The following is a 13,258-nucleotide window of genomic DNA, read 5'->3' as shown; positions in this document are numbered from 1 at the left end:
GGCGGCCTGCGGCAGACTGGTGACATGAGCCGTGCTTTGCTGATCGTCGACGTCCAGAACGACTTCACCGAGGGCGGCGCCCTCGAGACCGACGGCGGTGCGGCCGTCGCAGCCGGCATCACCGAGCACCTCGCCAGCAGTCGCGAGCAGTACGACGTCGTCGCCGCGTCCCGAGACTGGCACGACGCGGACAGCGACAACGGCGGACACTTCCACGCGCAGCCCGACTTCGTCGACAGCTGGCCGGAGCACTGCGTCGCCGGGACCGCTGGCGCTGACTACCACCCAGCCCTCGACACGAAGCTCGTCGACCTGCACATCTTCAAGGGCCAGGGGTCACCGTCGTACTCGGCGTTCGACGGTGCGACGGCAGAGGGCGAGACGCTCGCCGACGCGCTGCGCGCACGAGGCGTCGACGAGCTCGACGTGGTCGGCATCGCGACCGACCACTGCGTGCGCGCGTCCGCCCTCGACGGACAACGGGCCGGGTTCACGGTGCGCGTCATCGACGGACTCACCTCCGCCGTCAGCGCCGAGACGCGAGCCGCTGCCCTCGAGGAGCTCCGCGCCGCCGGCATCACGGTCGAGTAGCCCCGGCTCCCTCGCGCGACGGCGGTCCGCCGTCGCCCGAGTCGCCTCGGCGCCTCCGCGCTGACCGGTTCCGTCTTCCGCGTCTCGGGATGGGAAAGTCGCTTCGTTCGGGGAAACTTCCCCGAACGCGGCCATTTTCCCATCCCAGACCGCGGCGATTTTCCCATCCCAGACCGCGGCGATCTTCCCATCCCGAAAGCAGCGTTTCGCGGGCGGAACGGATGGGGGCGCGTCTGTGTCCGTGTGTCTGTGCCCGTGTGTCTGCGTCCGTGTTCGCGCCGAGCTGCTGCGCGTTGGCGTGGTCACGGGCGTGCCGGCTGCTGCCGCGTCGACCGGCCCTTCGATCCGGGATGGCCTGCACGCTTCGGGATGGGGTACAAGCCATCCCGAAGCGCGCAACCCATCCCGAAACTGGCATGCTTTGTGCCCCGAGCGCGCTGATCGGGTCTCGACCTCCGGGCTTCGGGATGGAAAAGTCGCTTCGTGCTGGATAGTTTTCCTGAACGAAGTCACGTTCCCATCCCGAACTCGGGGGCGTGGGCGGGGCGTGGGTCAGGCCAAGCCAGGCCAGGCCAGGCCAGGCCAGGCCAGGCCGGGCCGGGCCGGGCCGGGCCGGACCGGAGGCGTCGGCGAAGGTGCGGGCCGCCGCGGCGTCAGCGAGGGAGCAGCAGCTGGTGCTGCGCGAGCTCCCGGTAGAGCGGCACGGTGTCGACGAGCTCAAGGTGCTTGCCGCGGCCGAGCACCTGGCCGTGCTCGAGGACGACGATCTCGTCGCTGTCGACGACGGTCGAGAGGCGGTGCGCGATGACGATGACGCTTCGGCCCTCGGACACCTTGTCGAGTGCGTCGCGCATGAGTCGTTCGTTGGCGCCGTCGAGTGCGGATGTCGACTCGTCGAGCAGCAGGATGGGCGGGGCCGAGAGCAGGGCGCGCGCGATGGCGAGGCGCTGCCGCTCGCCGCCGGAGAGCATGACGCCGGACTCGCCGACCTGGGTGTCGAGGCGGTCGTCGCTGCGGTCGAGCACGTCACCGAGGTTCACCTCGCGCAGCACCTGCTCGCAGGCGACGTCGTCGGCGTCCGGCCGCCCGAGGAGCAGGTTCTCGCGCAGGGAGCCGGCGAGGATGGGCGCATCCTGCTGCACGTAGCCGAGCTGCGCTCGCAGCTGCTGCCGGTCGATGGACCGCAGGTCGACGCCGCCGAGGCGGATGCTTCCGCCTGTCGGGTCGTAGAAGCGCTCCAGCAGGGCGAGGGCCGTGGACTTGCCGGAGCCTGAGGGGCCGACGAGGGCGAGACGCTCACCGCGACGCAGCGCGAAGCTGACGCCGTCGAGCACGAGGGGCGCCTCGACTCGGGCCTGTGCACCGTCCTCGGCGAAGAGGCGGGCGTCGGGATCGGAGGCGGCACCCGTCATGGCCGCTGCCATGCCGCCGCGCGAGGACTCGCGGCGGATCGTCTCGAGTCTCGCGGCAGCGCGCTCGCGCGCGGCGCGTGCGCGCACGACGTTCTCCGGGTAGTGGAAGGAGACCGCGTCGAATTCGACGGCGGGCGCATCCGGAGCCGCGTGCTCGTTGGCCGGTCCCTCGAGGACAGCAAGCGGCGCCTCGGTGCGGTCGCCGGATCCCTCTTCGGGGATGGCGATGATCTCCTCGATGCGTCCCAGGGCGCCGAGTGCAGTGTTGACGGCGGTGAGGGCGCCGAAGAAGAGGCCGAGGGGCATGATCATCATGAACAGGAACATGATGAAGGCGATGAGGTTGGCGATGCTGAGGTCGCCCGCGGCGACGCGGAGCCCGCCGACGCCGAGCACTGCGATGAGCGCGCCCTGCATGGCGAAGCCCGCGACGGGCACGATGAACGCCGAGATGCGGGCGACGTCGAGGCCGCGCTCGTACGCCCCGACCGCGTCGGCGTCGACGAGGCGCTCTTCACGCTCGGTCGCCCCGAACGCCCGCACGGTGCGGACGGAGGAGATGGCGCGCTCGACGGATGCGGTCAGGTCGCCGACCTTCTGCTGTGCTGCGGCGCTGGCCTCGCGGATGCGCATCGACATGCCGACGACGAGCAGGAGCGCGACGACGACGACGGCGAAGGTGATGAGGAAGAGCACGCCGTCGAGCACGATCATGGCGATCACGGCGCCGATGAAGGTGAGCGCGCCGCCGATGGCCTCGACGAGACCCTGCGTGAGCACGGCACGGAGCATCGTGGTGTCGCTGCCGACGCGCGATACGAGGTCACCCGTTCGGCGGGCGTCGAATTCCGCGACGGGCAGCCGCAGCAGCTTCGCGACGAGACGGCGGCGGGTGTTGAGGACGATCGACTCGCCAGTGCGCTGGAGGAGGAAGTGCTGGACGCCGTTCGCGATCGCGCCGAGGACAACGGCGCCGACGAGCACCCAGACGACCCAGGCGGCGATCGTGCCGACTTCGACCTGCCCGATGAGCACGTTGACGAGCAGCGGCTGCGCGAGGCTCAACGCCGAGCTGAAGATGCTGATCGCGATGATGCCGGCGAGGAGCGGCTTGTTGACGAGCAGGTGGGGGAGGAGCTGCTTGAACGTGGCCCTCGGCGCCCCAGACTCCTTGCGAGGCGGGCGCCCGAGGAAGCCACCCCGCTTCTTCTGCGACGTGTCCTCGCCGCCGACGGATGCTGAACCTACTGGCTTGTCGCCCAAACTCCTGGCCTTTCGCCCGCAGCGCGCTGGAGTGCGCGCACGCCGATGGCGCGCAGTCGTGTGCGCGCACCCGCCAAGGGTACCCGGCGCGACCTGAAACGACTTGCCTGGCTGGGCGCGGGCCAGCAGCGACGACGGGGCCGAGCATCCGCGGTGGATGCACGGCCCCGTCGACGAGGTGCGAGAGCTACTTCGTGTTGGTCACGTAGGCGATGTCGCGAGTCTCCTTGGAGAGCAGGAGCGCACCGAACGTCAGCACGGCCGCACCGGCGAGGTACACGCCGACCCAGAAGGGGCTGCCGTCGCCGAACGCCCAGAGGGCGATGAAGACGGTCGGCGCGAAGCCGGCGCCGAACACGCTTGACAGGTTGTAGGCGATCGCGCTGCCCGTGTAGCGCACGTTGGCGGGGAACAGCTCGGGCAGGACGGCGCTCATGGGTCCGAAGGTGAGGCCCATGAGGGTCATGCCGATGATGAGCATCGCCTGCGGGCCGAAGAACTCGTGGAGGCCGATGAGCGGCGTCATCGCGAAGCCGAAGACGAAGATCGCGCCCGTGGTCCAGAGCAGCATCTTGCGGCGCCCGTACTTCTCGGCCAGCGGGCCGGAGACGAGCGTGAAGATGCCGAAGAACACGACGGACACGATGAGCATGATGAGGAACGTCTCGCGCTGGTACCCGAGCCCAGGCACCCAGGTGCTGGGGTCGAAGGGCTCGCCGGCTTCTGCAGCCTTCGCGGCAGCCTGCTCGCGGGTTGCCTTGGTGCCGAAGGACAGCGTGAACGCGGTCATCATGTAGAAGAGCACGTAGGTGGCGAGCATGATGAACGTGCCGAGGATGATCTGGCGCCAGCTGGTCTTGAAGGCCGCGAAGAGCGGGACCTTGGAGACCTCACCGGCCTGGACGACCTTCTCGAACGCGGGTGTCTCCATGAGGCTGATCCGCACCCAGAGGCCGACGATGACGAGGATCGCGCTGAGGAGGAACGGCACACGCCAGCCCCAGGCGAAGAACGTCTCGTCGCTCATGAAGTGGGAGAGCAGCACGAACAGCAGGTTGCCGAGGATGAAGCCGATGGGGGCGCCGAGCTGCGGGAAGGTGCCGTAGATGGCGCGCTTGCCCGCTGGTGCGTTCTCGGTGGCGAGGAGGGCAGCGCCGCTCCACTCGCCGCCGAGCCCGAGGCCCTGGCAGAAGCGCATGATGACGAGCAGTGTCGGCGCGAGGATCTCCCAGCCGGGCGTGAGCGCCGTGGGGAGGAGGCCGATCGCGAAGGTCGCGATACCCATGGTGAGGAGCGTCGCGACGAGGGTGCCCTTGCGGCCGATCCGGTCGCCGAAGTGGCCGAAGAGGATGGAACCGATGGGGCGTGCGATGAACGCGACGCCGAAGACGGCGAACGAGGCGAGCAGCGCCGTCGTCTCGTTGTCGTTCGGGAAGAACAGGGCGGGGAAGACGAGGCTCGCCGCGGTCGCGTAGATGTAGAAGTCGTAGAACTCGATGGAAGTTCCGACGAGGCTCGCGGTGAGGACCTTCCCGCGGGAGTTCTTGACCTCGAACTCCTCGGCCGATGCACCTGGCGTGGTCTTGCTGGGGGATGACACGTTGCTCCTGAGACAGCTGGCTCGCTGGTGAGACGCGGTTTCGGTGCGGGTTGCGCGGTGCAGGAACTCAGAGCAGCGGTGGATGGAACGCGCCCGGCCCGGTTGATTGCAGGTCTGCTGACGCGAGTTCGACCGGATGCTTGTGGCTTCCGGCCGAGAAGAGGTTACACCGCATTCGTCGCTTTCGCTGGCCCCCTACCCAGCGCGGTGGCCTGGCCGCGACGGCGTGGCGCAGCTCAGCTCGCTGCGTCGTCACCCGGAAGCTGCGGGAGCTCGCTCATGATGTGCCCCATGCGCTGGACCTTGGTCGTGAGGTACGCCAGGTTCGCATCCTCACGGCCGACCTCGAGGGGCACGCGCTCCTCGACGGTGATGCCGTGGGCCTCGAGCGCCTCAGCCTTCGCCGGGTTGTTCGTGAGCAGGCGGATGCGGGAGATCTCGAGGTCGTCGAGCATCTGCGCGGCGGCCGTGTAGGCACGGCTGTCGGCGGGCAGGCCAAGCGCGAGGTTCGCATCCACCGTGTCGAGCCCCTGCTCCTGGAGGGCGTAGGCGCGGAGCTTGTTGAGGAGGCCGATGCCTCGACCCTCGTGGCCGCGCAGGTACAGGACAATGCCGCCGTCTCGGCCGATGGCCTCGAGGGAGGCGTCGAGCTGTGGTCCGCACTCGCACTTCAGCGAGCCGAAGGCTTCCCCGGTGAGGCACTCGGAATGCACTCGGACGATGGCGCCGTTCTCCGGCTCGCCGGAGATGATGGCGAGGTGCAGCTGTCCGTTCGCGTCATCGGTGTAGGCGCGGAAGCGGAGCACGCCGTGCCTGGTGGGGATCGAGGTCTCCGCCTCGAAGGTGATGGACGCTGGGGAATCGCTCATGGGGTCGCTTTCGTTCTACCGAGCGGCTCGACGCGAGAATGCGCCGAGTCGGTAGCCGAGGCCCCACGCGAACACGCGCCAGACTGCCTCGACGATGATGTCGCTCGACATCTTGGAGGCGCCTTCCTGGCGTTCGACGAACGTGATCGGCACCTCGCTCACGCGGATGCCGGATCGTTCGAAGAGCCAGGCCATCTCGATCTGGAAGCAGTAGCCCGCGCTCTTGATGCGGGTGAGGTCGAAGCCCTGGAGGAGGGCGACGCGGTAGCCGCGGTAGCCGGCCGTGATGTCGCGGATCTTGCTCTGCAGCAGCACGCGCGCGTAGATCGACGCTCCCCGGGAGAGGATCTGGCGCTGCAGTGGCCAGTTCTCGGTGCGTCCGCCCGGCATCCAGCGTGTGCCGATGACGAGGCCAGCGCCGGCGTCGAGGGCGTCGATCATCTCGGGCAGCCGCTCCGGCGGGTGCGATCCGTCGGCGTCGAACTCGAACACGTAGGTGTACCCGCGCTCGGCTGCGATGGCGAAGCCCTCGAGGTAGGCAGTGCCCAGCCCGAGCTTGCCTGCGCGATGCAGCACGCTGACGCGCTCATCCGCCGCGGCCATCTCGTCGGCCATATCGCCGGTGCCGTCCGGGCTGTTGTCGTCGACGACCAGCACATGGATGCGCGAGTCGGCACCAAGAACGCGGTCCACGATGGAGCGGACGTTCTCGCGTTCGTTGTAGGTGGGGATGATGACGAGCGTTTCGGGCATTGCGTCATCCTAGCGCGGGGAGGAGCCGGAAATGATGCGACCTCGTGGGCTGTGCACAGCCCACGATCCAGAGGCCGGCGGGGGAGGAGGCTCAGCGGATCGGCTTGGGGAACCCGACCCGCTCGTAGACCTGATCGAGCGTGCTGACTGCGAGTTCGTTGGCGCGCTCAGCGCCTCGGGCGAGGATGCGGTCGAGTTCGGCCGGGTCGGCGAGGAGCTCGTTGGTGCGCTCGCGGATGGGCGCGAACGTCGACTCCACCAGCTCCGCGAGTCCCTTCTTCAAGTCGCCGTACCCACCACCAGCGTATTGGGCGGCGACGTCGTCGATCGTCGATCCGGAGAGGACCGAGGCGATCGTGAGGAGGTTGGAGACGCCGGGCTTGGCCTCGCGGTCGAAGCGGATCTCACCGTCGGCGTCGGTCACGGCGCGCATGATCTTCTTGCGCGTGACCTTCTCATCGTCGAGGAGCCGCAGGAGTCCGGCGTCGGACTCGGCCGACTTGGACATCTTCGCCGTCGGGTTCTGCAGGTCATAGACCTTCGCGGTCTCTTTCATGATGTGCGGTTCCGGAACCACGAAGGTGGTCCCGAAGCGGCTGTTGAAGCGCTCCGCCAGGTTGCGCGTCAGCTCGATGTGCTGGCGCTGGTCTTCTCCGACCGGCACCGAGGCGGCCTGGTACAGGAGGATGTCGGCAGCCATGAGGACGGGGTAGGTGAAGAGGCCGACGGTGGTCGTGTCGGTGCCGTACCGCTGCGACTTGTCCTTGAACTGCGTCATGCGGCTTGCCTCGCCGAAGCCGGTGATCGTGGAGAGCACCCACTGCAGCTGCGCGTGCGCGGGGACGGCAGACTGCACGAAGAGGATCGAACGCTCGGGGTCGATCCCGGCCGCGATGTACTGCGCCGCCGTCACCCGGGTGCGTTCGAGCAGAGACGCCGGCTCGAACGGCACCGTGATGGCGTGCTGGTCGACGACGCAGTAGATGGCCGTGTGGTCCTCCTGCATGGGCACCCAGTTGCTGAGCGCGCCCACGAAGTTGCCGAGGTGGAGCGAGTCGGCTGAGGGCTGCATGCCGGAGAAGAGCACGGGCTTGGTCATCTGTTGTTCCTCGGGGTCGTGCGGTTGGTGACGCGAGTGTGAAGGTGCTTCAGAACGTGTAGTCGACGACGACAGGCGCGTGGTCCGACCAGCGAGTGTCGTAGCTCGCCGCACGGTCGACGGCGTAGGTGGCGGCCCGCTGCGCGAGGTCAGGGGTGGCGACGTGGTAGTCGATGCGCCAGCCCGTGTCGTTGTCGAAGGCCTGGCCGCGCTGCGACCACCACGTGTACGGGCCCTCGACCTCGCCGGAGAGGCGGCGGCCCACATCCACGAAGCCGAGCCCGGTGCCGGTGGAGCCGTCCGCACCCTCGACGCTGGCACCGCTCTCCCCGAAGATGCGGTCGAAGTAGGCGCGCTCGCGCGGCAGGAAGCCCGCGCGCTTCACGTTGCCCTTCCAGTTCTTGATGTCGAGCTTCGTGTGCCCGACATTGAGGTCGCCGACGACGAGCGAGTGCGAGCTGTGCGCCTGCAGCTCAGGGAGTCTCGCGCTCATGGCGTCGAGGAACTTCCACTTCTCGTCCTGCTTCGGCGTGTCTGCCTCGCCCGAGTTCACGTAGCAGCTCACGACGGTCAGCGGAGTGCCGTCGATGTCGAAGTCGGCCTCGAGCCAGCGGCCGGCCGAGTCGAAGTCGTCCGCCCCGAGGTCGGTGCGGACCTCGCGGATCGGGATGCGCGATGCGATCGCGACACCGGCTCGCCCCTTCGCGGTGGCCAGGTGGTCGTGCAGCTCCCAGTCGGCCGTGTCGATGAGCTTGTGCAGCTCGTCGGTGGGTGCACGCACCTCCTGCAGCGCGAGGATGTCGACGTCGCGCTCAGCGAGCCACTCGCCCATGCCCTTCTTGTAGGCGGCACGGACTCCGTTGACGTTCACTGACGCGATGCGAATGGTCTTTGGCATGGGTTCGAGTCTAGACGCGACCACCGACACGGGGTCCCGGGCGCTGTCGCTGCGACCGACGCTAGACGCGTCCGCCCTCGAAGCGGCGACGCTGGGCCTCGGCCTCGACGCGACGCTGCTCGCGCAGCAGGGAGCGGTACTCGGCCATCGCCTTCCAGCGGAAGAAGCGCGGCGCCGCGTTGAGGCGCTCCCTCGCCTCGATGACCTCGGTCGCGATCTTCTGACGCTCGGCGCGCAGGATGGTGTCGGTCGACTCCTCCCTGGCTTCCTTCGCGGTGAGGAGCCTCGGAGACGCTCCGATGTCATCCATCGTCACCTTGACCCACGAGGCGGTGAGCAGCAGCACCGTGCAGAGCAGGTTGAGGAAGATCATGAGGCCCAGGAGGACCGCGAAGGAGGCGACGAGCGGGTTGCTCGTCGCACCGCCGATGAGCGCGGTCGAGATCTGCTTCAGGACGCCGATGATGATCGCCCCGAGGAACGCGGCGAAGAACAGGGAACGGGTCGGGATGCGCAGGCCGGCGAGGATGCGCAGGATGCCGGCGAGGACGACGGTGTCGAATGCGAGGAGGATCAGCACCGTCACGATGCGGATGACGACCAGCGCGAAGCCGCTCGACTCGTCGATGCCCACGGTCTCGAGCAGCGACGACAGGAACGTGGAGGAGAGCACGGTGAGCGCCGCCGAGATGGCGAGCGCGATCGCGAACGCCAGGAGGAAGCCCAGGTCGATGAGCTTCTGCACGACGAAGTTGCGCTTCGTGGCGACGGGCACGTCGAAGATCGTGCGGATGCCCGTGCGCGCCTGGGCGAGCCAGCCGAGCGCGGTGCCGAGGGTACCGACCAGTGCGATGGCGCTCGCCCAGCCGAATGCGCCGGTGTTCTCGAGCAGGCTCGGGTCGATGGCGCCGTCTTCGCCGATCAGGCCCGGAAGCGAGGAATTGAGCACTCCGATGAGCCCGTCGCGCAGCTCCGGACTGGTCGCGAGGAAGATGCCCGCGACAGAGAAGAGGAGCCAGATACCCGCGAAGATGGAGAAGATAGCGGAATAGGCCATGCCGCCAGCGAGTACCGAGGCGCTTCTTGCCCCGAAATGAGCGAAGACTCGGGCAGGGCGAGTAGCTTGAGCCCAGGCGATCAGCGCTTTCATGCGCTCGCCGAACGGCGCCTCCGGGGGGAACTTCGGAAACGGCGGCGCGAACGTGGAACTGCGCGAACTCTTGCCTGAGTTTTGCTCGGTCACGGTCGAAGCCTACGTTGCTGTGCCGATACGCTGTCTGAGTTACCAGCACGAAGGAGTTGCTATGAAATACACGGGGTTTGGCGTCGGGACCGGCGTCGCTTTCGGTGAAGTCCTGCGCATGCCTGATCCGCTCCCCGAGCCGGCCGACGAGCGCGCCACTGGCGACGCCGCGACCGAGTACGAGCGAGCGATCGAGGCACTCCGTGAAACCGGCGAGGCCCTCACCGCTCGCGCGGCGACGGTCGACGGCGCCGCGAAGAACGTGCTCGAGTCGCAGGCCATGATGGCTGCGGACCCGTCGCTCGCAGACAGCATCAAGTCGGCCACCGAAGCCGGCAAGACCGCCGAGCGCGCCGTCTTCGAATCCTTCTCCTCCTTCGCCGAGATGCTGAAGAGCCTCGGCGGCTACCTCGCTGAGCGGGCCACCGACCTCGGTGATGTCTCGCAGCGCGTCATCGCGCTGCTCCGCGGCGTCCCCGCCCCCGAGGTGCCCTCGAGCGACACCCCGTTCATCCTCGTCGCGCACGACCTCGCGCCTGCCGATACGGCGAAGCTCGACCTGTCGAAGGTGCTCGCGCTCGTCACTCGCGACGGCAGCCCGAAGGCGCACACGGGCATCCTCGCGGCCGAGAAGGGCCTCCCCGCCGTCGTCGCCGTCAAGGAAGCCGACAGCCTGCTCGACGGCATGACGATCGTCGTCGATGCGGCCAAGGGGCAGGTCATCACCGAGCCCAGTGCGGAGCGCATCGCTGAGGCGCAGGCCGAGATCGACCGCGTCGCGGCGATGAAGGCCGCCCCGGTCGAGCCGGGTGAGCTCGCAGACGGCACACCCGTGCAGATCCTCGCCAACATCGGCAAGCCGGCGGATGCGGAGCGCGCAGCCGCTCTCGGCGCCGAGGGCGTCGGCCTCTTCCGCACCGAGTTCCTCTTCCTCGACAGCGACACCGCGCCGACGGTGGAGAAGCAGACGGCTGACTACACGGCCGCGCTCGCCCACTTCCCTGGCAAGAAGGTCGTCGTGCGCGTCCTCGACGCCGGGGCCGACAAGCCCCTCGCGTTCCTCACCGAGGCCGACGAGCCGAACCCGGCTCTCGGACTCCGCGGCATCCGCGTGCTCATGAAGAAGGAGCAGATCCTCCGCGATCAGCTCCAGGCGCTCGCCAACGCTCAGGCCGCGACCGAGGCGAAGGTCTGGGTCATGGCCCCGATGGTCTCCGACGCGCACGAGAGCGAGCACTTCACGTCGCTCGCCCGCGAGTACGGCCTCATGACGGCCGGAAGCATGATCGAGGTTCCCTCTGCCGCGCTCCTGGCCGAGCAGATCCTCGAGACGAGCGACTTCGTCTCTGTCGGCACCAACGACCTGACGCAGTACACGCTGGCCGCGGACCGCCTGCTTGGCAGCGTCGCCGCGTTCCAGGACCCGTGGCACCCGGCCGTGCTTCGACTCATCGAGCGCATCGGCGACGCGGGCGAGCACCACCAGAAGAATGTCGGCGTGTGCGGCGAGGCTGCGGCCGACCCGAACCTCGCGATCGTGCTCGTCGGGCTCGGCGTGCGCTCTCTCTCGATGGCGCCTCCCGCGTTCGTCGAGGTCCGCGCGGCGCTCAAGCGCGTCACGCTCGAGCAGGCGAAGGAGATCGCGCACCTCGCGATCTTCGCGAAGTCCGCGGAGGGCGCGAAGGGCCGCGTCGTCGACGCGCTCGCGACGCGCGGCGTCATCACGACGGCCGTGCCCGTCGTCGAGGTCTAGCCACTCGTTCTGAAGCCGAGCGGATCTCCGCCCGGCTGACCAGATCCCCAGCGGGGTGCATCCGGAACCTTCCGGACGCACCCCGCTCTGCTGTGCGCTCATTCTCTGCGCCAGCTGCGGCGGGCTCACTACCCGTGGTCTCGGGATGGGCCACGCGCGTCGGGATGGGTTGCAACCCATCCGGAAGCGAGGAAGCCATCCCGAGTCGAGGGTGGACGCTCGATCGCGAGTGTCCACCCTCGATCGGCACGGCGAGCGCGGTTCGCGTATAGTTGCACACAATCCAAAAAACGACGGGATGCGCATGCCTGAACTCGGCCCCGTGGCCGCTCTCCAACGCGTCACGGTGCGGTACGGGGCCGGCGCGCCTGCGCTCGACGGCATCGACCTCGAGCTGCACCGCGGTGAGATCATCGGCATCGTGGGGGAGTCGGGTGCCGGCAAGTCGACGCTGCTGCGGCTGCTCGACGCCGACGAGACGCCGAGCGCGGGTCGGGTGCTCATCGAGGGCGCCGACCCGTCCGGGATGCGCGAACGAGAGCGCCGGGCTCTGCGCCGCCGCATCGGCATGGTGTTCCAGAGCTTCAACCTGCTCGCGAACCGCACGGCTCGGCAGAACGTGGAGCTCCCGCTTCGGCTCCAACGGCGCCGCGAGCCCGCGTTCGTCGATGAGCTGCTCGACTACGTGGGTCTCAGCGACCGCGGCAGCGCCTATCCAGCCCAGCTCTCCGGCGGGCAGAAGCAGCGGGTCGCCATCGCTCGGGCCCTCGTGACGAGGCCCCCGCTGCTGCTCTGCGACGAGCCCACGTCCGCGCTCGACGAGCGCACGACAAGCGACATCCTGCGGCTGCTCGCCTCCACCAGGGACGACTTCGGCACGACCATCGCGCTCGTCACGCACGAGCTCGCCGCCGTCAAGGCGATCTGCGACCGCGCCGCCATTCTCGACAAGGGGCGGCTGCAGGGCATCGTGACGGTGGAGCACAGCGCTCGGGACGACCGCGGCTCGTACGTCGAGCACGCCAAGCGGGTGCTCGGTTCGTGATGGAGCTCCTCGACAGCATCGTGACCTCTCTCACCGCCAACGCCGACGCCATCTGGCAGGCGCTCGGCGAGACGGGCTACATGCTCGTCTTCTCCCTCGCGGCTGCGATCGTGCTCGGGCTGCCGCTCGGCGTGGTCATCTTCCTGACCCGCCCCGGCGGGGTGCGCGAGAACCGCGTCATCTGGCGCGCAGCGAACCTCTACGTGACCGTCGTGCGCTCGTTCCCGTTCCTGCTCTTCGTGGTCTTCCTCATCCCACTCACCCGCCTCGTGTTCGGCACGACGTTCGGCACGCAGGCCGCGACGTTCCCGCTGTGCTTCGTCGGCGTCGCGATCTACGCGAGGCTCGTCGAGCAGATCCTGCTCGAGGTGCCGTCCGGCGTGCTGCACGCGGCGAGGTCGATGGGGGCCGACACCGGGCAGATCGTCACCCGGTTCCTCTTCGTCGAAGCGCGCAGCGGACTCGTCTACGCGCTCACCTCCGCCGCGATCAGCCTGCTCTCCTACTCGACGGTGCTCGGCGTCGTCGGCGGCGGCGGCCTCGGCGACTTCGCCCTCCGGTTCGGATACCAGGAGTACGACTACCCGCTCATGTACACGACCATCGTGATCGTCATCGTGTGCGTCCAGCTGCTGCAGACCGGCGGCCACCGGCTCTCGGTGGCGCTCGACCGGCGCTGACCGCATCCCGCCCCCCCGCATCCAGCCCTCGAACGCACCGAAAAGGAACCAC

General features: G+C 68.7%; 11 protein-coding genes. 4 read left to right on the top strand and 7 right to left on the bottom strand.

All coding sequences use genetic code 11. From position 1 onward, the window contains the following. Nucleotides 1–24 precede the first annotated feature (24 nt). A complete protein-coding gene (locus F8O03_RS12315; RefSeq protein ID WP_151424119.1) occupies nt 25–591 on the top strand; it encodes an isochorismatase family protein in 567 nt (188 codons plus the stop codon). Between the two features lie 653 nt (nt 592–1,244). On the opposite strand, the gene F8O03_RS12310 is transcribed toward F8O03_RS12315, so the two are convergent. The 7 genes from F8O03_RS12310 to F8O03_RS12280 form a co-directional block, all read right to left on the bottom strand. After that, nucleotides 1,245–3,266 carry an ABC transporter ATP-binding protein gene (locus tag F8O03_RS12310; RefSeq protein WP_151424118.1) on the bottom strand — a complete coding sequence of 674 codons (2,022 nt, stop codon included), beginning with the start codon at nt 3,264–3,266 and terminating at the stop codon, nt 1,245–1,247. Nucleotides 3,267–3,453: 187 nt separating this feature from the next. Continuing rightward, a complete protein-coding gene (locus F8O03_RS12305) occupies nt 3,454–4,866 on the bottom strand; it encodes an MFS transporter (RefSeq protein ID WP_104252189.1) in 1,413 nt (470 codons plus the stop codon). 236 nt (nt 4,867–5,102) lie between these two features. Then, nucleotides 5,103–5,735 (bottom strand): GTP cyclohydrolase II, encoded by a 633-nt coding sequence (ribA, locus tag F8O03_RS12300; RefSeq protein WP_151424117.1) that lies wholly within the window; start codon nt 5,733–5,735, stop codon nt 5,103–5,105. 15 nt (nt 5,736–5,750) lie between these two features. After that, on the bottom strand, nt 5,751–6,488 hold the full coding sequence (locus tag F8O03_RS12295; RefSeq protein WP_151424116.1) for a polyprenol monophosphomannose synthase: 738 nt from the start codon (nt 6,486–6,488) through the stop codon (nt 5,751–5,753). A 91-nt stretch (nt 6,489–6,579) separates the two neighbouring features. Continuing rightward, on the bottom strand, nt 6,580–7,587 hold the full coding sequence (gene trpS, locus F8O03_RS12290; protein WP_151424115.1) for a tryptophan--tRNA ligase: 1,008 nt from the start codon (nt 7,585–7,587) through the stop codon (nt 6,580–6,582). Between the two features lie 49 nt (nt 7,588–7,636). Beyond that, nucleotides 7,637–8,485, bottom strand: a complete 849-nt coding sequence (locus tag F8O03_RS12285; protein WP_151424114.1) for an exodeoxyribonuclease III — start codon at nt 8,483–8,485, stop codon at nt 7,637–7,639. 61 nt (nt 8,486–8,546) lie between these two features. Next, a complete protein-coding gene (locus tag F8O03_RS12280; RefSeq protein ID WP_271984557.1) occupies nt 8,547–9,635 on the bottom strand; it encodes a YihY/virulence factor BrkB family protein in 1,089 nt (362 codons plus the stop codon). A 154-nt stretch (nt 9,636–9,789) separates the two neighbouring features. Here F8O03_RS12280 and ptsP point away from each other — a divergent pair, with 154 nt between their 5' ends. The 3 genes from ptsP to F8O03_RS12265 all read left to right on the top strand — a co-directional run bounded on the left by ptsP (nt 9,790) and on the right by F8O03_RS12265 (nt 13,206). Then, nucleotides 9,790–11,481 carry a phosphoenolpyruvate--protein phosphotransferase gene (ptsP, locus tag F8O03_RS12275; protein WP_104312849.1) on the top strand — a complete coding sequence of 564 codons (1,692 nt, stop codon included), beginning with the start codon at nt 9,790–9,792 and terminating at the stop codon, nt 11,479–11,481. Between the two features lie 304 nt (nt 11,482–11,785). Continuing rightward, nucleotides 11,786–12,526 (top strand): methionine ABC transporter ATP-binding protein, encoded by a 741-nt coding sequence (locus tag F8O03_RS12270; protein WP_244296249.1) that lies wholly within the window; start codon nt 11,786–11,788, stop codon nt 12,524–12,526. Between the two features lie 20 nt (nt 12,527–12,546). Beyond that, entirely contained in the window at nt 12,547–13,206 is a 660-nt protein-coding gene (locus F8O03_RS12265) for a methionine ABC transporter permease (RefSeq protein WP_244296247.1), read from the top strand. Nucleotides 13,207–13,258: the final 52 nt, after the last annotated feature.

The organism is Pseudoclavibacter terrae, from assembly GCF_008831075.1.
Lineage (GTDB): Bacteria > Actinomycetota > Actinomycetes > Actinomycetales > Microbacteriaceae > Pseudoclavibacter > Pseudoclavibacter terrae.
This window is presented reverse-complemented; position numbering and strand designations above follow the sequence as displayed.

Bases quoted from the DNA above. Each gene is read 5' to 3' on its own strand.
- F8O03_RS12295 (WP_151424116.1), bottom strand. From the start codon at position 6,488: ATGCCCGAAACGCTCGTCATCATCCCCACCTACAACGAACGCGAGAAC.
- ribA (WP_151424117.1), bottom strand. From the start codon at position 5,735: ATGAGCGATTCCCCAGCGTCCATCACCTTCGAGGCGGAGACCTCGATC.
- trpS (WP_151424115.1), bottom strand. From the start codon at position 7,587: ATGACCAAGCCCGTGCTCTTCTCCGGCATGCAGCCCTCAGCCGACTCG.
- F8O03_RS12315 (WP_151424119.1), top strand. From the start codon at position 25: ATGAGCCGTGCTTTGCTGATCGTCGACGTCCAGAACGACTTCACCGAG.
- ptsP (WP_104312849.1), top strand. From the start codon at position 9,790: ATGAAATACACGGGGTTTGGCGTCGGGACCGGCGTCGCTTTCGGTGAA.
- F8O03_RS12270 (WP_244296249.1), top strand. From the start codon at position 11,786: ATGCCTGAACTCGGCCCCGTGGCCGCTCTCCAACGCGTCACGGTGCGG.
- F8O03_RS12280 (WP_271984557.1), bottom strand. From the start codon at position 9,635: ATGAAAGCGCTGATCGCCTGGGCTCAAGCTACTCGCCCTGCCCGAGTC.
- F8O03_RS12285 (WP_151424114.1), bottom strand. From the start codon at position 8,485: ATGCCAAAGACCATTCGCATCGCGTCAGTGAACGTCAACGGAGTCCGT.